Origin of the sequence: Myxococcus virescens (assembly GCF_900101905.1) — a bacterium.
GTDB lineage: Bacteria > Myxococcota > Myxococcia > Myxococcales > Myxococcaceae > Myxococcus > Myxococcus virescens.
In genome coordinates this window covers 45025-65526 of sequence record NZ_FNAJ01000025.1, presented here as the reverse complement: position 1 = coordinate 65526, position 20502 = coordinate 45025, and the positions used below count along the sequence as shown (strand labels likewise).

Annotated in this window: 21 protein-coding genes; 7 read left to right on the top strand and 14 right to left on the bottom strand. The window is 69.3% G+C overall.

The genetic code is table 11. The features are described 5' to 3' along the window. Positions 1 to 18: 18 nt before the first annotated feature. Entirely contained in the window at positions 19 to 180 is a 162-nt protein-coding gene (locus BLU09_RS35900) for an alkaline phosphatase (RefSeq protein ID WP_090495656.1), read from the bottom strand. 152 nt (positions 181 to 332) lie between these two features. On the opposite strand from BLU09_RS35900, the gene BLU09_RS35895 reads away from it, so the two are divergent. Further along, positions 333 to 776 (top strand): hypothetical protein, encoded by a 444-nt coding sequence (locus tag BLU09_RS35895; RefSeq protein WP_090495655.1) that lies wholly within the window; start codon positions 333 to 335, stop codon positions 774 to 776. Between the two features lie 3 nt (positions 777 to 779). Here the strand turns inward: BLU09_RS35895 and BLU09_RS35890 are convergent, their stop codons facing one another. Continuing rightward, positions 780 to 980, bottom strand: a complete 201-nt coding sequence (locus BLU09_RS35890) for a SlyX family protein (protein WP_002640911.1) — start codon at positions 978 to 980, stop codon at positions 780 to 782. A 66-nt stretch (positions 981 to 1046) separates the two neighbouring features. Between BLU09_RS35890 and BLU09_RS35885 the strand changes: the two genes are divergently transcribed. Beyond that, positions 1047 to 1349 carry a hypothetical protein gene (locus BLU09_RS35885; protein WP_090495654.1) on the top strand — a complete coding sequence of 101 codons (303 nt, stop codon included), beginning with the start codon at positions 1047 to 1049 and terminating at the stop codon, positions 1347 to 1349. A gap of 18 nt (positions 1350 to 1367) precedes the next feature. On the opposite strand, the gene BLU09_RS35880 is transcribed toward BLU09_RS35885, so the two are convergent. From BLU09_RS35880 to BLU09_RS35870, 3 genes are all read right to left on the bottom strand, one after another. Further along, complete coding sequence (locus tag BLU09_RS35880; protein WP_090495653.1) at positions 1368 to 2324, bottom strand: tetratricopeptide repeat protein; 957 nt, start codon at positions 2322 to 2324, stop codon at positions 1368 to 1370. Positions 2325 to 2372: 48 nt separating this feature from the next. Beyond that, on the bottom strand, positions 2373 to 2717 hold the full coding sequence (locus BLU09_RS35875; RefSeq protein WP_090495652.1) for a putative signal transducing protein: 345 nt from the start codon (positions 2715 to 2717) through the stop codon (positions 2373 to 2375). Between the two features lie 115 nt (positions 2718 to 2832). Further along, entirely contained in the window at positions 2833 to 3258 is a 426-nt protein-coding gene (locus BLU09_RS35870) for a hypothetical protein (RefSeq protein WP_090495651.1), read from the bottom strand. Between the two features lie 211 nt (positions 3259 to 3469). Here BLU09_RS35870 and BLU09_RS35865 point away from each other — a divergent pair, with 211 nt between their 5' ends. Beyond that, positions 3470 to 3697: a hypothetical protein gene (locus BLU09_RS35865; RefSeq protein WP_090495650.1), complete on the top strand. Its 228-nt coding sequence runs from the start codon at positions 3470 to 3472 to the stop codon at positions 3695 to 3697. Between the two features lie 105 nt (positions 3698 to 3802). Here BLU09_RS35865 and BLU09_RS35860 read toward each other — a convergent pair whose 3' ends face one another. The 4 genes from BLU09_RS35860 to BLU09_RS35845 all read right to left on the bottom strand — a co-directional run bounded on the left by BLU09_RS35860 (position 3803) and on the right by BLU09_RS35845 (position 8351). Further along, the gene (locus BLU09_RS35860) at positions 3803 to 4642 is read right to left on the bottom strand and encodes a hypothetical protein (RefSeq protein ID WP_090495649.1); all 840 of its coding nucleotides are present in this window, start codon (positions 4640 to 4642) and stop codon (positions 3803 to 3805) included. Next, positions 4639 to 5397 carry a hypothetical protein gene (locus BLU09_RS35855; RefSeq protein WP_090495648.1) on the bottom strand — a complete coding sequence of 253 codons (759 nt, stop codon included), beginning with the start codon at positions 5395 to 5397 and terminating at the stop codon, positions 4639 to 4641. Before BLU09_RS35855 ends, BLU09_RS35860 begins: the two co-directional genes overlap by 4 nt. After that, positions 5394 to 7802 (bottom strand): TonB-dependent receptor domain-containing protein, encoded by a 2409-nt coding sequence (locus BLU09_RS35850; protein WP_090495647.1) that lies wholly within the window; start codon positions 7800 to 7802, stop codon positions 5394 to 5396. The genes BLU09_RS35855 and BLU09_RS35850 overlap by 4 nt, the downstream gene beginning before the upstream one ends. 144 nt (positions 7803 to 7946) lie before the next feature. Beyond that, positions 7947 to 8351 (bottom strand): hypothetical protein, encoded by a 405-nt coding sequence (locus BLU09_RS35845; RefSeq protein ID WP_244172319.1) that lies wholly within the window; start codon positions 8349 to 8351, stop codon positions 7947 to 7949. Positions 8352 to 8539: 188 nt separating this feature from the next. Between BLU09_RS35845 and glpD the strand changes: the two genes are divergently transcribed. Both glpD and BLU09_RS35835 read left to right on the top strand, forming a co-directional pair. Then, on the top strand, positions 8540 to 10237 hold the full coding sequence (gene glpD / locus BLU09_RS35840; protein WP_090495646.1) for a glycerol-3-phosphate dehydrogenase: 1698 nt from the start codon (positions 8540 to 8542) through the stop codon (positions 10235 to 10237). A gap of 200 nt (positions 10238 to 10437) precedes the next feature. Then, positions 10438 to 12243, top strand: a complete 1806-nt coding sequence (locus BLU09_RS35835; RefSeq protein ID WP_090495645.1) for a S8 family serine peptidase — start codon at positions 10438 to 10440, stop codon at positions 12241 to 12243. 16 nt (positions 12244 to 12259) lie between these two features. Here BLU09_RS35835 and BLU09_RS35830 read toward each other — a convergent pair whose 3' ends face one another. Continuing rightward, complete coding sequence (locus tag BLU09_RS35830; protein ID WP_090495644.1) at positions 12260 to 12748, bottom strand: anti-sigma factor family protein; 489 nt, start codon at positions 12746 to 12748, stop codon at positions 12260 to 12262. Beyond that, positions 12745 to 13359 carry an RNA polymerase sigma factor gene (locus BLU09_RS35825; RefSeq protein ID WP_090495643.1) on the bottom strand — a complete coding sequence of 205 codons (615 nt, stop codon included), beginning with the start codon at positions 13357 to 13359 and terminating at the stop codon, positions 12745 to 12747. Before BLU09_RS35825 ends, BLU09_RS35830 begins: the two co-directional genes overlap by 4 nt. 159 nt (positions 13360 to 13518) lie before the next feature. On the opposite strand from BLU09_RS35825, the gene BLU09_RS35820 reads away from it, so the two are divergent. Continuing rightward, a complete protein-coding gene (locus BLU09_RS35820) occupies positions 13519 to 14769 on the top strand; it encodes an acyltransferase family protein (protein ID WP_090495642.1) in 1251 nt (416 codons plus the stop codon). Between the two features lie 54 nt (positions 14770 to 14823). Here BLU09_RS35820 and BLU09_RS35815 read toward each other — a convergent pair whose 3' ends face one another. From BLU09_RS35815 to BLU09_RS35805, 3 genes are all read right to left on the bottom strand, one after another. Beyond that, complete coding sequence (locus tag BLU09_RS35815; protein WP_090495641.1) at positions 14824 to 15117, bottom strand: FruA-associating protein, FapA; 294 nt, start codon at positions 15115 to 15117, stop codon at positions 14824 to 14826. 177 nt (positions 15118 to 15294) lie between these two features. Further along, a complete protein-coding gene (locus tag BLU09_RS35810; RefSeq protein WP_090495640.1) occupies positions 15295 to 16344 on the bottom strand; it encodes an NAD(P)-dependent alcohol dehydrogenase in 1050 nt (349 codons plus the stop codon). A gap of 205 nt (positions 16345 to 16549) precedes the next feature. Continuing rightward, positions 16550 to 18622, bottom strand: a complete 2073-nt coding sequence (locus BLU09_RS35805) for an ATP-binding protein (RefSeq protein ID WP_090495658.1) — start codon at positions 18620 to 18622, stop codon at positions 16550 to 16552. 228 nt (positions 18623 to 18850) lie between these two features. On the opposite strand from BLU09_RS35805, the gene mhpA reads away from it, so the two are divergent. Next, on the top strand, positions 18851 to 20431 hold the full coding sequence (mhpA, locus tag BLU09_RS35800; protein WP_090495639.1) for a bifunctional 3-(3-hydroxy-phenyl)propionate/3-hydroxycinnamic acid hydroxylase MhpA: 1581 nt from the start codon (positions 18851 to 18853) through the stop codon (positions 20429 to 20431). Positions 20432 to 20502 lie beyond the last annotated feature (71 nt).

Genomic DNA, 20502 nt, shown 5'->3' with positions numbered 1-20502 from the left:
GTGTGGGGTTTCCGCGCATCACCGCGGGCGCTGGGCCTGGCGCCGCATGCGCAGCCGGCGCACGCCCCCCACCGCCAGCAGGGCCGCCGTGGTGGCCAGCACCAGCAGGTGCTCGGCTCGCGCCGCCCCTTTCGCCACCGCCAACTGGTTCCACAGCTGCGACGCGCATCCTCGAGTCACGCGTCGTGTTGCAGTGAACGTCCTCCGTCCGCTGCGAGTCGCTGCCTTCCGTTGAGGCTGCCTTTGCTGATTTGAAGCTCCATGTGGCTGGCATCGACGCGCTCGGCTTGGTTGAGTGTGGGCTCCCTGCTGTGTTGAGAGGAGCCTCTCGAATGAAGCTGCTTCGTCCTTGCCTTGGCGCGCTGCTCGCGGCCGGCCTCTTCCTCGTACCCACGAACTCAGAGGCCGCTGTCCGTGTCGGGCTTGGGGCTGATTACTGGATTGATGACAGCGCGGTCTTCAACTTCACGCTGGGCGTTGAGACGCCGCTCGCGGGGCCGCTGTCTGTTGGGGCTCGGTTCGGTGCAATGCTCATCACCGAGGGCAATGACATCGGTGTTCCGTTGGACCTGGTCCTGCGCGCGAACCTCGGCAGGTCCGGCGTCTACATCGAAGGCATGGTCGGCCCCTGGCTCGTGTTTGGCCGTGGCGACACCTTCCGAGCGCATGCCGCGTTTGGCTTTGGCCTTCAGGGCAAGGCCGCGAGCATTGGTCTCGAGGTGGGCTACCTGGAGCCCAATCCGACCATTGGTCTGCGGCTCGGCTACAAGTTCTGAGCCTCAGTAATGCGGTGGACGCTCGTCATGACGGGCGTCCACCAAGCCAGGCTCGGCTTCCAGCTTCTGCTTGAGCCGGTCCACCTCTGCGCGCAGCTGGTCGATGACCTTCTGTTGTTCGTACAGCACACCGCTGAGCTCCTGCAGCAGTTCCTGCTGGTGCATGTAGCGGATTTCCAGCTCGGCGATTCGCTTCTCGTCCATGGGCACCCACCCATATCCCGGCGAGGCGGCCTGCGTCCCTACCAGGTTGAACCTTGCTCCCTCCGCATGAACGTCGACGAACACATTCAGCGTGCTCGTGAGCTGCTCGCCCGGAACCAGCCCGAGATGGCCGAGTCCGCTCTCAGCGACGCCATTGATGCCGCTGTCGCCGCCGAGGACATCGTCCTGCTGACGCGGGCTCGCTTCGCTTTGGGGGAGTTGCTCTTCCATCAAGAGCGTGATGCGGAGGCGGTTCCCTACCTGCAGGCCGTCGTGCGCACCGAGCGCGTCGACGGCGCCGTGGACGTCGAGGTGAAGGCCTCCGCCCGCATGCTCCGACAGATCCGCGGCATCGAGCCTCGGGAGTAGGTCTCCGGCCCCTTCGCGTCAGGGGATGCTGCAGGACTTTCGAATCAGCTCCGGCTGGCCGGAAAAGCGCCGCTCAAGGTCCATTCGCGTGAGTCGGGCATCATCGATGCGCCGCTCCTTGACCTGAATCGCGCAGAGGGCGGCCAGCGCCCTGGGGTCTGCCCGGTCCAGCCGGTCCGCTTGGCGCAAAGCCTCTTCCGCGGTGTCCACCTTGCCAAGCCGATGCCAGGCGAGCCCGAGCTCGAAGAAGCCCAGGCTGAGCTTCGGGTCTTCGGCCACCGCCGCGCGGAAGAGCTTCACCGCTTCGGCGTCGTGCCCTTCCCGGCTGTGCACCCGGCCTTGTTCCACCAGGAGCCTGGCATGCGGCAGGCGCCCTTCAAGCTTTCGGAGGACGGCCAGCGCCTCTTCGCCCCGCTTCGCCGCGCTCAGCAGGTGGACGTACCGCAGTCCGACCAGCGGGTCGCCGGGCGCCTTGCCATGCGCCCGCTCCATTGCCTCGGCCGCGCCCACGACGTCTCCGTCCTTCTCTTGGAGCTCCGCTCGGAGCAGGTCTGGCCGCGCGTCACGTGGGGCGAGCGTCTCTGCGCGTGACAGGGCCGTGCTCACACACCGGCTCATCCGTTCGACGTCACAGATTCTCGCCAGCAGAAGCTGGGTTTCGACCTCCTGGGGATTCCGGCGCTCCGCCTCCAAGGCCAGCGCATGGGCGTCATCTGGCGCACCATCCAGCAGCAGCGTCGCGGCCTCTCGCAGCTCCGCCGGCGTGGCCTTGGCGTCGTCCTTCAGCGGCCGCAGGAAAGGGACACGCTGCGACACGCTCGACATGGCCCGTGCGATGGACAGCTGCTGCTCGGGCATGTTCCTGGAGATGAAAAGCGGAATGAGGTGGATGAGCGTCACCACGGTGCACACGATGAGCAGGCTCCGGGTCCCCCGGTTCAGCCTGCGGCGACGCGCTCCCTCTGCTTCCTGCACTTCCGATTCTCCTGGAGGCGCGCTCCGGCCTCACCATGCATCCCGCTACTACACTGCCCGCAGTATTGGACGTAGCCCCGAGGGCAGCTCCAGGCCACAGCTCCAACACAGCTCGAAGTTGCCGGGGTTCTCTTCGCGGCACCGTGGACACTCCACCGACCGCTCGGCGTGCTCTTGATTCTCCTGGAGCTCCGCCAGGAGGCCTTTCGCGTGCTCGAGGTCTTGCGGCTCCACCCACAGCTCTATCCAGGTCTCCGCGCTCGGAATCTCGCCGCTCAACGGGGCAAGGGCCTCTCCGCGAACCTCTACCGCAACGCCCATGGCTTCCAGCGCACCCGCCAGAAGCCGTGCTTCTCCCACCGTGCGATGCACGGACAACTGCACGCGCCTCATGCTCCTGTCTTCACAGAAGCCGAGCTCGGCAGCAACCCCGGCTGCGGGCTCGCTCCCGCCCGCCCGATGGGCGGCTTGCCCGGGCGGGCGGCACGAGGCGGCGGGCCTTGAGGCACTACTGCTCTTCTTCGCGCAACTGGTGCGGCAGCACCGCGTGTGCGCGACGCGGAGCCCGGGCATGCAGCTCGGTCGTCAGCAGGCGGTCCAACTCCTCGAGCAGGGCGTCATAGAGAGGGCCAGCGCCCTGGGCTGGAAGTCGCTCGGCCGCGATGCGCACGCGCGGGGATTCTTCGTCCTCGAACGCGAGCGTCACCGCGAGTCCGTCTGGCCCACCTGCCTGCGGAACCATGACGACGGGGGCCGGGGCGCGGCTGGCTTGTTCGAAGAGCGGGCCCAGGCGCTGGATTTCCGCTCCCGTGAGGTCGCGCTCGCTGACCACCTCACCCTGCTCCAGCACCTTCAGGTGCTTCATTCCTTCCAGCCGGAGCGCCTGTGCGCCCGTGTTCGTTCGCCCACTGCGCTCGTACGTGACCGTCCTCACGCCGCGTCACCTCCTGGGGCACGAGGTAGGCACCCTTGCTCGCCGCCGCATCCGGCAAAGCCGTGGCTCGCGCATTCCGTGTCCGGCTCCGAGCGATGTCGTGTGCTTCCCGACACCGGACGAACACCTCCGCACGAGTGTCTCCACCTGGGCCGCTTCCTAGTTTCAGGCCTCCCCGGCACTTTCGCTTGGGGACTCCCGAGGTAGGTCCATGAGCAAGGACAGCGGCAAGAACCAGAACGACCAGCGCGCCAACTCCAAGAATCCCAACAACCCCGCGCACAAGGCGTCGCAGGACAACCGCTCCAACCAAATGAACCCCAATAGCCCTCGGCAGTCGGGCAACAACCCGAACGGCGGGAGCAACAACAGCGGGAACAACTCGACGGGGGGGAACCCCGCGGCGAACTCGTCTGGCTCCTCGCACAACAAGAGCTGAGCTTTGAAGGCTCCAGGCCCAGGGAGGGTCGGCCCCGGGCCTGGGGGCTCATGCTGGCGCGGTGGCCGGCCGTTCGTGCCACCGCGCCAGCATCCCTCTGCGTGGTCAGCGCGCCCGGGGCTCGCACTCACCTTCGCCGCGGTAGTGCCCCAGGTTGCGCGTCAGCGCCGTGACGAAGTCGCGCAGCGTCTGCACGTTGCCCACGCCACCCGTGCCGTACTGCCCCGACGGCAGCTCCGTCAGGTCCACCGCCGCCAGTTCCTCGAGCGTCACCTCTCCGTCGGGACCCGCGATGCCCATGCTGTCCGCGGCGGCCAGCGCGTCGAAGCGCATCTTCGCGTCCGGCGACTGCAGGTCATCGAAGAAGAGGTGGTCACCGTGGATGGTGAGCTGCACCGTCTCCTCGCCGTCCTTGGGCACCGTTACGCCCGCGCCCAGGCCCGGGCTCTCGCAGTGCTCGTAGACGGTGTTGGTGGTGAAGCCCCAGGCGAAGCGCTTGGTCTGCGCGCCCTTGGTCGCCGTGCCCTCCAGGTAGACGGAGTATCCGCCGTCCTTCATCCGCGTGACGTCCGCGGCGTCCGCGTTGCCTGCAACCGCGTTGGCGTTGGGCGCGATGGCGAAGCTGACGTGGTCCCACTCCTGGGCCGGCACGTCGCGGAACGTCTCCACCACCACCGGGCCGGGCTTGTGCACGTCGAAGACCCGCGCCTGCGTCATCTCGATGGCGGTCTCGTCGTGGTTGCCGACCTTCACCTCGCCGAGCACCACGAGGAACTTGCTGAAGCGCACCGTCCAGCCGTCCACGATGCCGTCCTCGTCACCCACGGCCGCGGGAATCTCCTTCTCGATGTAGTCCTCGCCATAGGTGGTGAACGTCACCGTGCCCGCGCCGTCGCTGCACGCCATCAGTCCCAGACAGGAAAGCCCCAGCATCCACTTCTTCATTGCGCAGCTCCTTCCACCCACGTCACGACGTAGGCAGTGGTGTCTTCCACGCCGCGCACCAGCGCGTTCTGCGCCTGGCTGTCGGCGGGGAAGGTGTAGACGCCATCCGCGTCCAAATCGGTCGCGGTGGCGAAGTCAATGCGGCCCAGCCACGTCCCCAGCTTCACGGCGATGCGCACACGGCCCGCCTCCATCCCCAGCGACTTCTCGAAGCGCACGCCCTGGATGGGCTTGGGCAGGCTCGTCATCGCGTCGAAGCGCCGCTCGACGCCCTCCGCGTTGCGCGCCGTGCCGCGGACGCGCATCGCCTGGCCGCTCAGCACCCCCTGGGCGTCGGTGGCCTGCGTGGGGGCCGTCAGCGTCAGCTCCAGGGAGCCGTACTCGCCCGTCACTGCGCTCGCGTCGCCCAGCGTGGCGCCGGTGAGCAGGTCCACGGTGTGAGTGGTCAGCATCTCGGCCAGCGCGTCGCCCGGTGAGTAGTGTCCGGGGTGCGCATGGGCCGTGCCGCCGAAGAGCGTGTACCAGTCGAAGCGGCGGGCCGTCAGCGCGCGTCCTTCAAAGAAGCGCACCGGGCCCACGGAGAGGTGCGCGGACTCCACCGTCACCGTCCAGCCTCGCTCGTTGGCGCCCGTCATGGGCGTGGACGTCACCTCCACGGGAAAGGTGCGCCGCTCCGCTTCGCTGCCACAGCCGCTCAGAGCCGTGGCCGCAGTGGCCAGGGCCAGCGCGCCGGTGAGGATGTGTCTGCGATTCATAGGTGGACCTCCAGGGAGAGCGAGGCCATCCGAGGCGACCCCGCGGTGAAATGTCTTGCCGGGACGAGGCTCGCCGCGGCGGCTGGGTCGAAGCGCGAGCCGTAGACGAACTCGCCATCCCTCCAGCGCGCGTCGAGCAGGTTCGAGACCTCCAGCCTCAGCCCCAGCTCGCCCCGGCGGATGGCGACGTGCGCATCCGCGAGGAACACGGTGGCGCTGCGCTCGCTGAAGGGCAGCGGGCGTGGACCGATGAAGGTGAGCCCCGTGCCCAGCGACAGCGTGCTCCCGCCGAACCCCGCCCAGGTCAGCGGGCCGTCCCAGCCCACGTCGGCGCGCGCGACGAAGGGCGCGAAGTAGGGCAGCAGCGTGTCCGAGGCTCGCACGTAGGCGTGGGCGAACGTGGCGCTGACCGAGGTGACGAGCCCTGGCAGTGGACGGGCCTGGAGCGCGGCGGAGACGCCCGAGCGCAGCGTCTGGCCCGTGTACACCGTCGTGCCCACGGTGTGGTCGAAGAAGAAGTCGTTGTCCACCTGCGAGCCAAAGAGGCTGAGCTGCAGCGCCCAGTGCTCGCCGTCCTTGCGCGAGCCCAGTTCCGCGCCTCGGATGGAGACGAAGGGGGCGCGCTCGCCCTCCGAGAGGCTGCGTGCCTGCGGCGAGCGGAAGCCGTCACCGTAGCTGGCGAACAGGCGCCAGGCGTCCGCGTCATCTCCCAGCGCGTACTCCACGCCCGCCTTCGCGCCCAGGTGGACGCCGAAGGCACTGCGCGAATAGCCCTGTCCGTCGTAGTAGCGCGGGTCCCGGAAGGCGAGCGCGTCGAAGACCTCCACACCCAACGCGTCCGCGCGTCCCCCCAACCGGAAGCTCCAGCGGCCCAGTGGCAGGCGGGCCTCGGCCCAGCCCCAGACGTCTGTCTGGGTGAAGGCCGCGTCAATCTCGTCCGAGAAGAAGGTGCCGTCGGATTCGCGGTAGCGCCGCTGCGTCTGCTCCACGCTGTCTCGCCGTGCGCCCAGTCCCAGCTCCAGCGCGACCGGGCGACCGAAGGCCGTTACGGACCTCCGATGCTCGGCGCGGGCGCCCAGCGTGGTGGCGTTGTTCGTCTGCTCCAGGCCGTCACCGCGCTCGTCGACACGGAAGCCCGTGAAGTTGTTGCGCAGCCGCAGGTCCGAGAGGATTCCGAAGACCTCCAGCTTCGTGCGCCCGTTCCCCGTGCGCGGCAGGTCCACGCCGAGCAGCAATTGGTGTCGCGACACCGAGCCGCCCTGCCGGCCCAGGGCGGCGGAGAAGAAGTCGCTGCGGCCCGAAAGCAGGTCGTCTTCGCGCACCACGCCCGGGGAGTCGAAGCGCGTGACGTAGCTGCCTGCGAGTGCGCGGACCGTCAGCCCATCTCCGAGGGGCGCATGGGCCTGCGCGAGGAGCGAGGCGCGGCCGTAGCCTCGCTGAGCGCCGAAGCCTCTGCCTTCACCCAACTCCACCGCGGCGAAGGTTCCCGCGTCGTCTCCCGGCCGCACCGTGGCCACGAGCCGACGCTGGCCGTACTGGCCGAGTGTCCCCAGGAGGTGGACGCCGGGCTCGGCGACGCCCAGGTCCATGCGGACGGTTCCCGCGACGGCGAAGTCGCCCTGCGCGGCACGGTAGGAACCCTCCGTCACTTCGAGCGCCTGCACGACCTCTGGGATGACGAAGTTGATGTCCGCGTAGCCCAGCGCGTGGATGTGGCTCACCTCGTTCACTGGCAGGCCGCCGACGTCGAGTTCCACGTCCTGGCCGTGCAGCGCGTCGAAGCCTCGGAGGAAGAGCTGTTGGGCCTTGCCCTCTCCACTGTGCTGCGAGGCCACGAGGCCGGGAACGGCTCGCAGGAGGTCCACTGCGTTTCTGCGTGGCGCAGCGTCCAAGATGTCCCGGCCCAGTGTCACCTCGGACGCGCTTTGCGCGGGACGCGCGCCGCGCACCACCGTGGACTTTGACGGCGGCTCCTGGGCCTCGAGGTCGGATGCGCTGGTGAGGGATTCCTCCTGCTCCGAGGGGAGAGGATGGGAGCTTGCCTCTGACGAGGGGACGTCGGCGGTTTGGGTGATGGGGGGCGGGGTGGATGCTTCCTTGGGAAGCTGTCCGGGCTCGTTGGCTGGGGACGTGTCCGCTTCCGCCGGAGCGTTCACGGACGTGATGGCGCTGGCCGAGGGTGGGGCTTGGCGCTCCGTGTTCACGAATGGCGGCACGTCGTCATGCGTGCCCGTCCCCGTGCCTGTCGCGGCACGCTCGGACGCGGGAGATGGCTCTCGTGCCGCATCTGGCGGACGGTTCGAGGGCGCCAGGGCGAGGACACACGACGACATTGCGGCAACGAGGAGCACGGGCACGTACGGACACACAGCGGCGCAGGCCCCATGCTGCGGCGTCTTGCTCACGCTCGGACTTCGCGCGGCGCACGACGCCCCAGGGAGTGACCCCACCGGGACGGGTTCAGAAGTGAGTCAGCAAGCAGGACACACGGACCCATGCGTGCTCCGCACGCGAGGCTCCTTGCGTTGGCTGCGCGAGGGTGATGACGGCTACGGGCCCTGGGGCATCGCCGTTGGGCGCACCGCGGAGCCGGGGACCCTCGTAGGGCCTTGCTGGAGCTCCGCCAACCACGACACTTCACGCACGCGCGGCAGCTTCATCACCGCCCAGGCCAGCGCGACCGCCTGCAGGTGCTCCACGGAGCCCGTCAGGTGCTCGTGCCCGCGCTTCCGCTCACCGTCTTCTCCCGCGCCTTCGTCGCCACGGTGTGCGTGCTCATTCCCCGCACCGTGCGCGTGGGCGCGCCCGTGCGGGTGTGAATGGGCATGCGGGTGATGATGACCACCATCGCCGTGCTCCACCACCGCGTGCAGCACCGGCGCCACCACGAGCCCGTACACCAGGACCATCAGTCCCAGGCTGGCCAGGTCGCGTCGGTCGTGGGGGTTCAACAAGGCCGTGGAGCCCGGGGGTGAGGGGAGGGGTCGGTCGCCTCCTATCTGTCTTCATCCGGACGCGCAAGGCGCCGTCCCCTCTCGGATGGGTGCCTCGCGGACACATGTCGCCTCGCTCCGTGTAGCGCGCTTGACGCAGCGCATTGGTTTCCGCTGCTCTCGCCGGCCAACGCCGCTACACTTGTGCCGTGCGTTCTGAATCCGTCGCGCTCAGCCGTGTTGTCTCCGAAGCAGACGTGCCCCCGCCTCCGTCCCGCGCAGCACGTCTGCGGGCCCTGGCCACGGAGACTTTCGACGTCCTCATCATCGGGGGCGGTGTCACCGGCGCGGGCTCGGCGCGGGATGCCGCGCTCCGGGGGCTCAAGGTGGCGCTCGTCGAGCGTGACGACTTCGCCAGTGGCACTTCCAGCCGCTCGTCCCGGCTCATCCACGGCGGCCTTCGCTACCTGGAGCACGGCCACCTGGGCCTCGTCTTCGAATCCAGCATCGAGCGCCAACGCCTCCTGCGGCTCGCCCCGCACCTGGTGCGTCCGCTCGCCTTCATCTGGCCCGTGTACGCGGGCGCCCGCGTGCCTCGCTGGAAGCTCAACGCGGGCCTCATGCTCTACGACGCCCTCTCCCTCTTCCGGAACGTGAAGGGCTACCGGCGGCTCAACGCCCGGCAGGTCCACGCGGCCGAGCCCGGCCTGCGCACCGACCACCTCAAGGGCGGTGCCCGCTACTACGACGCGGCTACGGACGACGCGCGCCTCACCCTGGCCAATGCCGTGGGCGCGTCCGAGGCGGGAGCCGTCGTCCTCAACCACGCGTCCGTGAAGGCGCTCGTCCTCGAACAGGGACACGCGCACGGCGCGACGGTGGTGGACCACCTCACCGGCGAGGAGGTCACCGTGCGCGCACGGGTTCTCGTCAACGCCACGGGCCCGTGGAGTGATGAAATCCGCCGGCTGGATGCGCCGAATGGGACGAGCCCGGCCGTGCGCGGCAGCAAGGGTGTCCACCTCGCCGTACCGCGCGAGCGCATCAACCATCGCGACGCCTTCACGCTGCTGTCCCCCAAGGACGGCCGGGTGATGTTCGTGCTGCCCGCCGACAACTTCACCATCATCGGCACCACGGAGACCTCCACGCGTGCGCACCCCGCGGAGGTCCGCGCCAGCGAGTCCGATGTGGCCTACCTGCTGGAGTCCGCCAACGCCTTCTTCCCCGAGGCGCGCCTCACTCGCGCGGACGTGGTGAGCGCGTGGGCCGGCATCCGTCCGCTGGTGGCCAGCGGCTACCACGGCTCGCAGGACGACGCGGGCAGTGCCAGCCGCGAGCACGCCATCGACGTGAGCCCCTCCGGCGTGCTCGCCATCAGCGGTGGCAAGCTCACCACCTATCGCGTCATGGCGCGCGACGTGGTGGACGCCGTGGAGCGCCGCCTGGGCCAGCCGCGTCGCCGCTCGCCCACGGATGTGTTGCCCCTGCCGGGTGGAGACATCCGCGCGCTGGACGCCGAGTTCGCCGCGGCGCGCGCCGAGGTGGGAGACGACGCCACAGCCGTCCACCTGGTGCGCGCCTATGGCAGCCGCTGGCGCCGCGTGTGGGCCCTGACGCGAGAGGACGCCGCGTTGTCCCGGCCGCTCGCCGAGGGGCTTCCCTACCGGGCCGCCGAGGCCGCCTGGGGTGTCACCCACGAACTGGTGCACACCCTGTCGGACCTGCTCATCCGCCGCCTCAAGGTGGCGTTCGAGACGCGCGACCAGGGGCAGGCGGCCGCGCGTGTGGCGGCCGAGGTCATGGCGCCCCGGTTGGGCTGGGACGCCGCGGAGACACAGCGGCAGTTGGGCGTCTATGCCGCCGATGCGCTCCGCCTCTTCGGCGTGGATCCGGCCGAGGCGTGAGAGGGCGAACGCTCTCCTGTCGGCTGCTCGCCGGGCACGTCCTGCCACGGACAGGGGCGCGAGCGGCCGATTCGCGGGCGTGGTTAACTTGCGCTCCGGGAACGGAATCAGGTGTCCTCCCGTTCATGCGCGTCCCTGGAAATCCATCAGCCGCGCCGTGACGTACGACGCCTGCTGGACGGGCAATCGAGGAGCGTGAAATGAAGCGTTGCGTCTGGCTGGGTCTGGTCGGGGGGCTGATGGCATGTGGCTCGGAGCAGGAGCCCAAGGCGTGCCCCGGTACCGAGGGGGCATCCCAGCTGCCGGCGGTGGTGTCCGCGGCGCGAAGCGAGGCGGCCCTGACGGACGATGGCGGGGAGGACGTCATCATCGCCTTCCGGCAGCGCGTCTTCGCCTCCGCGCAGGCCAACACGGATGCTTTCGCCAACGAGGTGACGCGCGCTGGAGGCCAGGTGAAGCAGCGCGTTCCGTCGCTGAACATGCTGTCCGCCCGGGTGTCTCCCGAGGTGCGCGCGGCGCTCGCCCGGAATCCGGACGTGGTGTCGGTGTCGCCCAACCGTCCGGTGTACGCGCTCGGCATGTCGCGGCCACCGCTGCCCGCGCAGGCGTGGCTGGGCGCGGAGCCGCGGCCGCCTCCCAACACCGTGGGCTCCGTGGGGGAGTACACCGACGGCCTGAAGATGGTGCGGGCCAACAAGGTCTGGGATTTCAACGACGACGGTGTCCTCGATGAGGGCCGGCCTTCGGGCACGGGCATCAAGGTGTGCGTCATCGACAGCGGTTGGGACAACCGCCACCCGGAGCTGCAGGCCGCCTTCATCGGAGGCAAGGACTTCATCAGCGGGTCCGCCAACTCGCTGGCCCTGGACGCGCAGGTGGACTCGAAGGGCAACGTGCTGCTGTGGGGCGGCGGACACGGCACGCACACCGCGGCCACCATCGCCGCGCAGCTGGGCGGGGGCGGCCGGGTGCGGTTGGGCGAGGACCCCAACGGCACGGTGGGCGTGGCCCCCACCGCGTCGCTGCTGATCGCTCGGGTGCTGAACGAGCGTGGCACGGGCGACACCCTGAATGTCATCGCCGCGCTCCAGTGGTGCCAGGAGCAGGGGGCGAACATCGTGTCGCTGTCGCTGGGCGCCGTGTCGAAGAACGATGCCGAGGAGCTGGCCTTCAACCAGGCCAGGGCGAATGGCGTGCTGGCCATCGCGGCGACGGGCAACTCCGGCGCGGGCGAGGTGTCCTTCCCGGCCGGGTATGACTCCGTGGTGGGCGTGGGCGCGGTGACCTTCTCGGGGGAGTGGGCCAGCTTCTCCCAGTACGGCCAGGGCATCAACCTGGTGGCCCCCGGCGTGGGCGTGTTGAGCGCCACCATCATCGGCGGGGCGCCGTATGGCGAGGTGGCCGCGAGCGGCCAGCAGTTCGCGTCCAACCCCCTGGAGTTCTCGGCCGTGGGCGCCTATTCGGGGCGGATGGTGGACTGTGGCCTGGGCGGCAGCATCTCCGACTGTGGAGAGGCCGCCACCTGTGATGGCTTCGTCGCCTATGTCGACCGCGGCGGCGGCATCCTCTTCGAGGAGAAGGTGCGCAACGCCATCCGCGCCGGAGCGAAGGCCGTCATCATCGGCAACCACAACCCCGACGAGGGCACGGGCAACTTCACGCTCAACGGGCCGTCCAAGCTGTGGGTGCCCACCGTCTCCGTGTCCTTGGAGTCGGCCAACGTGCTCCGCGAGCTCATGGGGCAGGAGGTGACGTTGGACGTCGCCGGTCTGGACTACACGCTGCAGACGGGCACCTCCATGTCGACGCCGCACGTGGCCGGGGTGGCGGCCCTGGTGTGGAGCCTGAATCCCCAGCAGCTCGATGCGGAGAAGGTCCGCAGAGCCCTGCTCGAGACGGCCCGGGATTTGGGGCCGGCTGAGTGGGATCCGAACTACGGCAACGGCCTGGTGGATGCGGTGGAGGCCGTCCAGCACGCAGAGCGCCAGCTGACCCCGGTGCCGTAGGTCACCGCGGCCGGCGTCAGCGCAGGGTTATCAAGGGGGAGGCCACCAGGCACGCCCCCACGCGGGCTTCCAGCGCCGCCACGGCTTCCCGTGAAGGGTCGTCACACCAGTCGACGGCCCAGGTGGCGGTGGTGAGCGCGTCGTTCCGGGGCCAGGGCTCGTCGGCGCTTGGGAGGCGCGTTACCTGGAGCGTGGTGATGCCCACGAAGGCCACCGACGCCAGGGCCGCGGTCAGCATCTTCCCCCAGTGCATCCAGCTGACCTTCGGGGCGGCGGGCACCACGGGCTTTCGCAGCCGGGACTCCAACGCGGCGAAGTCCAGGGCGGGCCGCGCCGGTATGCGCCGCGCTCGCTGCGCCATCCACCCACGCTCCGCGCGCAGCCAGCTCAGCGCGTGCTGACAGGCGGGGCAGGCCTGGGTGTGAGCGCGGACCCGCGCGGCGTCCTCGGGGGAGAGTTCGTCGGCCAGCAGCGCGTCCAGTTCGGTTTCGCGACAAGCGCTCATGAGTGGCCTCCAACGTGTGCGGCCAGGTGCTCGCGCAGTTGGAGCCGTGCGCGGTGGATTTCGTTCTTCACCTTCTGGAGGGACCAGCCCATCACCGCTGAAATCTCCTCGTAGGGCAGGCCGTGGTCGATGCGCAGCAGCAACGCCGCGCGCCGGTCCTCGCGCAGCGTCCCCAGCGCGCCCGCCAGCAATCCTTCCAGTTCCCGGTCCAGGAGCAGGTCCTCTGGCGTGGGCGTGGGCAGCACCGCCTCCACCTGGCTGCCATGGACTTCATCGTCCATGTCCACGTGGACGCCCCGGTGCCGCAGCGACTCCAGGTACACGTGCCGGGCGATGCCCAGCAGCCACGCCCCCAGCCGGTCCTCGTCGCGAAGCGCGCCCAGCCGCGCATGGGCGCGGACGAAGGTCTCCTGCGTGGCTTCGTCCGCCGCGGCCTCGTCGCGCAGCAAGTCCTTCAAGAAGCGCCACACCCCCGCGGCGTGCCGTTCAAACAGCCAGCGGAAGGCCGCGGGGTCACCCGTGCGCGCCCGGCGCAGCAGCGTCCGCTCCCGGTCCGTGTCGGACGGGGGCGCACCTGCCAGCACCATTTTCATCGCGGAAAGGAGGGCCACGGCACCAAGGTGTCACGGGCGGCCCGGGAGTTTCACGCGCGCGTGCGTTTTTCCCGCGCCCGACTGCCTGGTGGCAGGACTGACACCCCGAACCGCAATCCCACGCACGCCGGGTGGTGGTCTTGTTGAATGACAGTCGTTGTTGGTAAGAGAACTTTCATGTCCTTGAACTCTGGCCGTGTGGATGCACCCACGGCGCACGCTCCGCGCCTGCAGGGTCACCTGCCCGTGCTGGACGGTGTGCGGGGCCTCGCCGTCCTGCTGGTGGTGTTCTTCCACACGACCCACCTGAGCGACCAGAGCGTGGCGGGACGCGTGACGTGGTGGCTGGCCGGCGCCGGATGGACGGGCGTGGACCTGTTCTTCGTCCTCTCCGGCTTCCTCATCACCGGCATCCTCTGGGAGGCGAAGGGACAGCCGTACTTCTTCCGCAACTTCTACATGCGCCGCTTCCTGCGCATCTTCCCGCTCTACTACCTGGCGTTGGCGGTGTCGTTCCTGGTGCTGCCATCACTGGCGGGCCGACTGGGCCTGGACGAGCGCATCACCACCGACGGCGCCGTCTGGTACCTGCTGTACTTCTCCAACTTCTACCAGCTGTGGGTGGACACCACGCACCCCATCCTCGGCGTGGTGTGGTCGCTGGCCATCGAAGAGCAGTTCTACATCGTCTGGCCCTTCCTCATCGCCGCGGTGTCGTACCGGGGCGCCATCCGGTTGTGCCTGGGCACCATCGCCCTGGCCATCCTGGTGCGCGTGGGGCTCACGCTGTACGGGGCCAGCATCGAAAGCACCTACGTGGTGACGTTCTGCCGCGTGGACTCGCTGGCGATGGGCGGCCTGCTCGCGATGGCGCTGCGCCACCCGGAAGGGCTGGGCCTGAAGGCGTTCCCGTGGATGCGCTGGGCGGTCTGGGCCTCGGTGCCGGTGGTGCTCGCGCTGGTGGTGCTGCCGGTGGGCCCCACCTTCGAGCTGGTGAAGCGCACGGGCGGCTACACCGCCATCGCCGTGCTCTACGCCGTGTGCGTGTACAAGGCGGTGGCCGTCTCCAAGGGCCATGTCCTGTACCGCTTCCTCACGACGCGGCTGCTGCTCACCTTTGGCAAGTACAGCTACGCCATCTACCTCATCCACTCGCCGCTGGACGCCATCCTGCGCCGCACGGTGCTGAAGACGCCGCTGAAGACGGTGGCGGGCTCGGACATGCCCATGCAGCTGGTGTTCTACGTGGTGGCCGCGGGGCTCTCGCTGGGGCTCGCGCTGGTGAGCTGGAACCTCTTCGAGAAGCACATGCTGAAGCTCAAGGACTACTTCCCCTACGGCCAGCGCCCCGCTCCGGTGCCGCTGCCGGTATCGCTGCCGGAGGACGCCCGGGCCGAACGGACCGAGGCTTCCGCCCGGGTGGCGTGACGTCCGCTGGGGTGCTCGGCGCCGTCGTCCAGCGCCGGGGCCCCCGGCGCGTCGTCAATCACGGCGCATGGAGAAGGCTTCCGCGACGCGCAGGGCCCACGTCTCCGCCGAGTCGAGCTCCGCGCGGGCGCTGGCATAACGGTCCAGTCCGGCCTCCGAGCCGTCCCGCGCGAAGATGGCGTCGTGCAGCTCCTTCTGTGCGCGACTGAGCCAATGGCTCGCCTTCTGGCGAAGCTGGGCTGCCTTCTGGGGCGTGGGGGCGGCGAGCGCCGGATCCAACAGCTCTTGCTCCTCGGGGTACGGGGACGTCACCTTCACGAAACCGGCCTGCGCAATCGTCGTAGTCATGCTCTGAGAATTCGCACCAAACGGCGAGCAGGCACCTGACCAGTGGGGCAGGACGGTGTGCAATGGCGTGCACTGTCCTGCCCTCCAGGGCCGGTGGGCGGGGCGCGACTTCGAGCCGGGGCAGTCGTTGCCTATCGGCTGTTGTCCCGCGAGGTGGGAGCCGGAGCTCCCGGGCGGCTACTTCCGCAGACTCGCGAGGTCGATGACGAACCGGTACTTCACGTCTCCCTTCAGCAGCCGCTCGTAGGCGTCATTCACCTGCTGGATGGAAATCAGCTCGATGTCGGAGACGATGTTGTGCTTGCCGCAGAAGTCTAGCATTTCCTGCGTTTCCTGGATACCCCCAATCATCGAGCCCGAGAAGCTCCGCCGCGTGGGGATGAGGGAGAAGGGTCGGACGTCGAGCGGCTTCTCCGGGGCGCCGACGAGGACCAGGTGGCCGTCCCGTCGCAGCAGCCGCAGGTACGCGTTGATGTCGTGCTGCGCGGAGACGGTGTCGAGGATGAAGTCGAACCTGCCCGTCTGCGCGGCCATCTCCTCCTTGTTCGAGGAGACCACGACGGCGTCGGCGCCCAGGCGCGCGGCGTCCTGCTTCTTGCGGTCGGTGTGGCTGAAGACGGTGACGTGGGCGCCCATGGCCTTGGCCAGCTTCACGCCCATGTGGCCCAGTCCGCCCAGGCCCACCACGCCCACGCGCTGACCCGGCTGCACCTTCCAGTGCCGCAGCGGCGAGTACGTGGTGATGCCGGCGCACAGCAGCGGCGCGGCGGCGGCCGGGTCCAGGTTCTCCGGAATCTTCAGCGTGAAGGCCTCGTCCACGACGATGGCCTCGCTGTAGCCGCCCTGGTTGAGCGTCTTCCCGTCCTTCGCCTTGGCGTTGTACGTCTGGACGTTGCCCTTCTCGCAGTACTGCTCCAGGCCTTCCTGGCAGCTGGGGCAGGTGCGGCAGGAGTCGACCATGCAGCCGACGCCGGCCATGTCACCGACCTTGACCTTCGTCACCTGGTCCCCGACGCGGACCACGCGGCCGATGATTTCGTGGCCTGGAACCATGGGGTACAGGGAGCCGCCCCATTCGTCGCGCGCCTGGTGCAGGTCGGAGTGGCAGACGCCGCAGTAGAGGATTTCAATCTGCACGTCGCTGGGGCCGGGCTCGCGGCGCTCGAACTGGAACGGGGCGAGGGGGGACTTGGCGTCCTGGGCGGCATAGCCGCGAACGGGAATCATGAGAGGTGCTCTCCTGGCCTTGGGGTGTTGTTGTCGCTGCTCGACGGAACGGAATATGCGTCTGCTCTCGCTCGCGCGTCACAGGTGAAATCGGGACGCGCTGATTAGAAAGTCTTCACAATGGCCTTGGCGCCGCTCAACGCCCTGAATGCCTTCCTGGGTGTGGCGCGCGAGGTGACGGCGGCACCTCGCCGAGCCGAGCAGGCTACGCGGAGGGGATGTTGCGCACGCGGCCTCGCACGAGCGCCGCTTCGTCGGCGTTGCCCGTCTCGTCCAGCAGCGCGGCGGCTCGGTGGTAGAGCAGGGCGGCCTCCAGGTGGCGCAGGGCGGCGGCCTCCGCGTTGGCGGCGGAGACGAGGAAGGGGGCCGCGCGGCGAGGCTCGTGGCCGTCCAGCCAGTGCTGGGCCACGACGACGGGCGCGGCGCCGCGCTGCTCCAGGGCCACGGCGAGCCGGCGGTGGAGCAGCGTGCCCAGCGCGCCGGGGACGCCCTGGCGCACCACCTCGAAGAGCAAGTCATTGGTGAAGCGCTCGCCCCTCAGAATCTGCGCGCCTTCCAGCTCCGCCACGTGCGTGACGAGCGCCAGCGGGTTCATCTCCAGCACCTCGCTGGCCAGCTCCAGCGTGAAGTCCGTCTTGGCCAGTGCCGCCAGCCGGGCCACCAGCAGCGCGGAGGGGGACAGCCGCTCCAGCCGCTGCTGGATGAGCTGCTGGCCCCGGCCGGAGGCGGGGACGTGTTCGGGCCAGCCGCGTTCCAGGCCGCCGGTCTCCAGCAGGTACTTCAGCGTCTCGGTGATGAAGAGCGGGTTGCCGCCGGTGTGCCGCGTCACGTCCTGCACCAGTTTCTCCGCGCCGGGAAGCTCCAGGCTCTGGAGCAGCGCGCCCACCGCCGAGGAGCCCAGTGGCTGCAACTCCACCAGGATGGCCAGCCCCGCGGTCACCAACTGCTGGACGAAGACGGTGGCCTGGGGCGACAGCTCATCCGTCCGGTAGGTGTCGATGAAGCGCGGGAACCGGCCGCCGGGCTCGGGCGCGTGGCGGCGCGACAGCATCAGCACCGCGAACTCCGCGGTGGCGCTGTCCATGAACTGGAGGTCGTCGGCCACCATGGCGTCCACGCTGGCCGCGAGCTGGTAGACGAGCTGGCACTGCGCTTCCAGGAAGCGGCTGCGGTCGGCCTCGTCCGCCATGGGCGGGGGCAGGCCTTCCTGCCCGGCCTGGTCCGGCAGCAGGCGCGCCAGCTCGCGCCGCACCCAGCGTGGCAGGTCCGGGTCGGGGACCCGGGCCAGCATCTGCCGCACCAGCCGCACGTGCGAGGCGTAGGGCACGCTCTGTTCGCCGGGCCGCGCCTCCAGCAGCAGGTAGTTACCCCGCGACGCCGCGAAGTCATGGGCCAGGCGCGTCTTGCCCACGCCCGGCTCGCCAGCGATGAAGATGGTCTGCCCCGCCTCCCAGGCAGCCTCCATCCGCGCCCACTCGCGCTCGCGGCCCACCAGGACCGGTGGCCGGAGCACGGAGAGGGGCAGCCGGCTCGTGGGTGGGGGCACCTGCCTGGGGGCGGGCGGGCCCCGCTCGATTTCGCGCGCCAGGGCCACCGTCTGCGGCAGCGGCGTGGTGTCCAACTCCTCGCGCAGCAGGCGGCGGCACCGCTCGAAGGCGTTGAGCGCGGCCATGCGGTCGCCCGCCACGTAGTGCAGCCGCATCAGCCGGCGCCACGCTTCTTCTGAATACGGGTCCATGGAGAGGAGCTGCTCCGCGAGCGCCAGTGCACCCGTCAGGTCCCCTCGCTTCTCCCGCGACTCCGACTCCGCCACGGCGGCCCGGCGGCGAAGCTTGTCCAACCGCTCACGCGCGCCTTCCAACCATGTTTGGAATTCTGAGCAATCTTCGTATTCCAGGACACCCAGGAGAACGCCTTCCAGCGCGAGGGCTTCCGCGTATCGCCCCTCGAGCACGTGGGCCTGGAGTTCGGCGGCGTCCGAGACAACCCCCTCACACAGCGAGAGGACATCGGTGCCCTGGACCAGCTCCGCGCCGCAGGCGAGCCGCAGCCGGCGCAGCAGCTGGCGCATGTTGTTGCGCGCGGTCGCCTCCCCGGACTCCGCCCACAGGAGTCCGGCCAGACGGTACTTCGGGTGAGGGCCTTCCAATGCCAACCATGCGAGCACCGCCGCGGTCCGCCGCTCCAGCGGGATGCGTGTGTCGCCGACCCGGAGCCGGGCTTCGCCCAAGAGTTCCAGGCGAAAGCGTTGTGTATTTACCAGGCCGTCGGCTGCCATGTCCTCCGGGATTCCTCGCATGGGCGGGGCTCTAAGGTAACACGTCCGCCGAAAACCTCCGTAACGGGTAGGGATTGCCCCAGCAGTGACAATTTTTGCGTGTGGTTTTTCCGTCACACGGCAGCTCGCCGCTCTGAGCGGATGCTGATCCAGGCTTCCGGACCCGTCACACCGTGGTCACACCTGATTCGTTATTAAAAATGCCAGACATTGCCCCGGGAGGCATCCATGGGTTGTGACAGTCAGCAGACGGACACGCAGGTGGACGTCATCATCAGCGGGTGTGGTCCGGTGGGCGCGTTGACGGGCAACCTGCTGGGTCTCATGGGTGTGCGCACCTTGCTGCTGGAGCGGGACGTGGCGCCGCACGGCGAGCCCCGGGCCTTCTCGTGCGACGACGAGGGCCTGCGCATCTACCAGTCCACCGGACTGTTGGATTTGTTGCAAAGCGACATGCGGGAAAGCCGTTTCGCGGAGTACGTGGGCGGCACGGGCAAGCGCTTCGCGGAGATTCACACCGGCGAGACGGACTTCGGCTTCGGCCACACGCCGCTGTGGTTCTTCCACCAGCCGCTGCTGGAGGGCGCGCTGCGCGACGGGCTCAACCGCTTCGAGCACGTGGAGCTGCGCAAGGGCGTGAGCGTGGAGGCCGTGGTGCAGGACTCCGACGGGGTGACGGTGCGCTACCACGACTCGTTCACGGGCGAGCAGCGCTCCGTCCGCGCGAAGTACCTGCTGGCGTGTGACGGCGCGCGCAGCACCGTGCGCAAGGCGCTGGGCATCTCGATGTCGGGGCGGGCCTATGGCGAGCCCTGGCTGGCGGTGTCCGGCACCGTGGTGGAAGGGGAGGTGCCGGAAATCTGCCGCTTCGTGTGCGACCCGAAGCGTCCGGCCTTCGTGGCCACCGGCGCGGTGAACCAGATTCGCTGGGAGTTCATGATGATGCCCGGCGAGACGCGCGAGCACCTGGAGAAGTCGGAGACCATCTCCGAGCTCATCGCGCCGTACGTGGACCCCAAGCGCGTGCGCATCGAGCGTGCCTCGGTCTACACGTTCCACTGCCTCAACGCGGCGCGTTGGCGCCAGGGCAACGTCTTCCTGCTGGGCGACGCGGCGCACACCATGCCGCCCTTCATGGGCCAGGGCCTGGTGTCGGGGATGCGGGATGCATCCAACCTGGCGTGGAAGCTGAAGCGCGTGCTGCACGGGCAGTCCTCCGCGTCGCTGCTGGACACCTATGAGCAGGAGCGCCGGCCGCATGTGGAGGCGGTGCAGAAGCTGTGTGTGCGGGTGGGGCACCTGTTCCTGGCGCGCAACCCCCTGGTGGCCTCCGCGCGTGACGCGCTGCTGCGCACCCTTCAGCGCATCCCCCGGGTGCGCAAGTTCATCGAGGGCTTCGAGTTCAAGGAGGCCCCGGCGCACGCGAGCGGCTACTACTTCGGCGACAAGGGCGAGTACTTCATCCAGCCGCGCGTGAAGCTGCCGTCGGGTGAGGAGGTCCTGCTGGACGACACCCTGGGCAATGAATTCACGGTGCTGTGCCGGGGCAACGCGCCGTCGGCGGAGTTGGAGGCAGCGCGCGCGCTGGCCGAGTCGCTGGGTGGCCGCATGATGACGTTCCATCCTCCGGCGGAGGCGGTGGACGAGGCCTCCGAGGAGGCACCCGCGGTGGTGGACGTCACCGGAAAGCTGGCGGACTGGTTCTCCAAGCACGCCGCGGACGTGGTGGTGCTGCGTCCGGACCGGTTCGTCTACGGCGCGGTGCGGTCGCGGCGCCTGCCGGAGCTGCGGGAGGCGCTCGGTGTGTAGGGACAGGAACTCCATCAGTGAGCAACTAAGTGGTTAGTTGATTTGGAACTAATCTCTTAGTAGTTTGCGCG

Bases quoted from the DNA above. Each gene is read 5' to 3' on its own strand.
- BLU09_RS35810 (WP_090495640.1), bottom strand. From the start codon at position 16,344: ATGATTCCCGTTCGCGGCTATGCCGCCCAGGACGCCAAGTCCCCCCTC.
- BLU09_RS35875 (WP_090495652.1), bottom strand. From the start codon at position 2,717: ATGAGGCGCGTGCAGTTGTCCGTGCATCGCACGGTGGGAGAAGCACGG.
- BLU09_RS35860 (WP_090495649.1), bottom strand. From the start codon at position 4,642: ATGAAGAAGTGGATGCTGGGGCTTTCCTGTCTGGGACTGATGGCGTGC.
- BLU09_RS35835 (WP_090495645.1), top strand. From the start codon at position 10,438: ATGAAGCGTTGCGTCTGGCTGGGTCTGGTCGGGGGGCTGATGGCATGT.
- mhpA (WP_090495639.1), top strand. From the start codon at position 18,851: ATGGGTTGTGACAGTCAGCAGACGGACACGCAGGTGGACGTCATCATC.
- BLU09_RS35855 (WP_090495648.1), bottom strand. From the start codon at position 5,397: ATGAATCGCAGACACATCCTCACCGGCGCGCTGGCCCTGGCCACTGCG.
- BLU09_RS35865 (WP_090495650.1), top strand. From the start codon at position 3,470: ATGAGCAAGGACAGCGGCAAGAACCAGAACGACCAGCGCGCCAACTCC.
- BLU09_RS35890 (WP_002640911.1), bottom strand. From the start codon at position 980: ATGGACGAGAAGCGAATCGCCGAGCTGGAAATCCGCTACATGCACCAG.
- BLU09_RS35805 (WP_090495658.1), bottom strand. From the start codon at position 18,622: ATGGCAGCCGACGGCCTGGTAAATACACAACGCTTTCGCCTGGAACTC.
- BLU09_RS35885 (WP_090495654.1), top strand. From the start codon at position 1,047: ATGAACGTCGACGAACACATTCAGCGTGCTCGTGAGCTGCTCGCCCGG.
- BLU09_RS35815 (WP_090495641.1), bottom strand. From the start codon at position 15,117: ATGACTACGACGATTGCGCAGGCCGGTTTCGTGAAGGTGACGTCCCCG.
- BLU09_RS35830 (WP_090495644.1), bottom strand. From the start codon at position 12,748: ATGAGCGCTTGTCGCGAAACCGAACTGGACGCGCTGCTGGCCGACGAA.
- BLU09_RS35895 (WP_090495655.1), top strand. From the start codon at position 333: ATGAAGCTGCTTCGTCCTTGCCTTGGCGCGCTGCTCGCGGCCGGCCTC.
- BLU09_RS35820 (WP_090495642.1), top strand. From the start codon at position 13,519: ATGTCCTTGAACTCTGGCCGTGTGGATGCACCCACGGCGCACGCTCCG.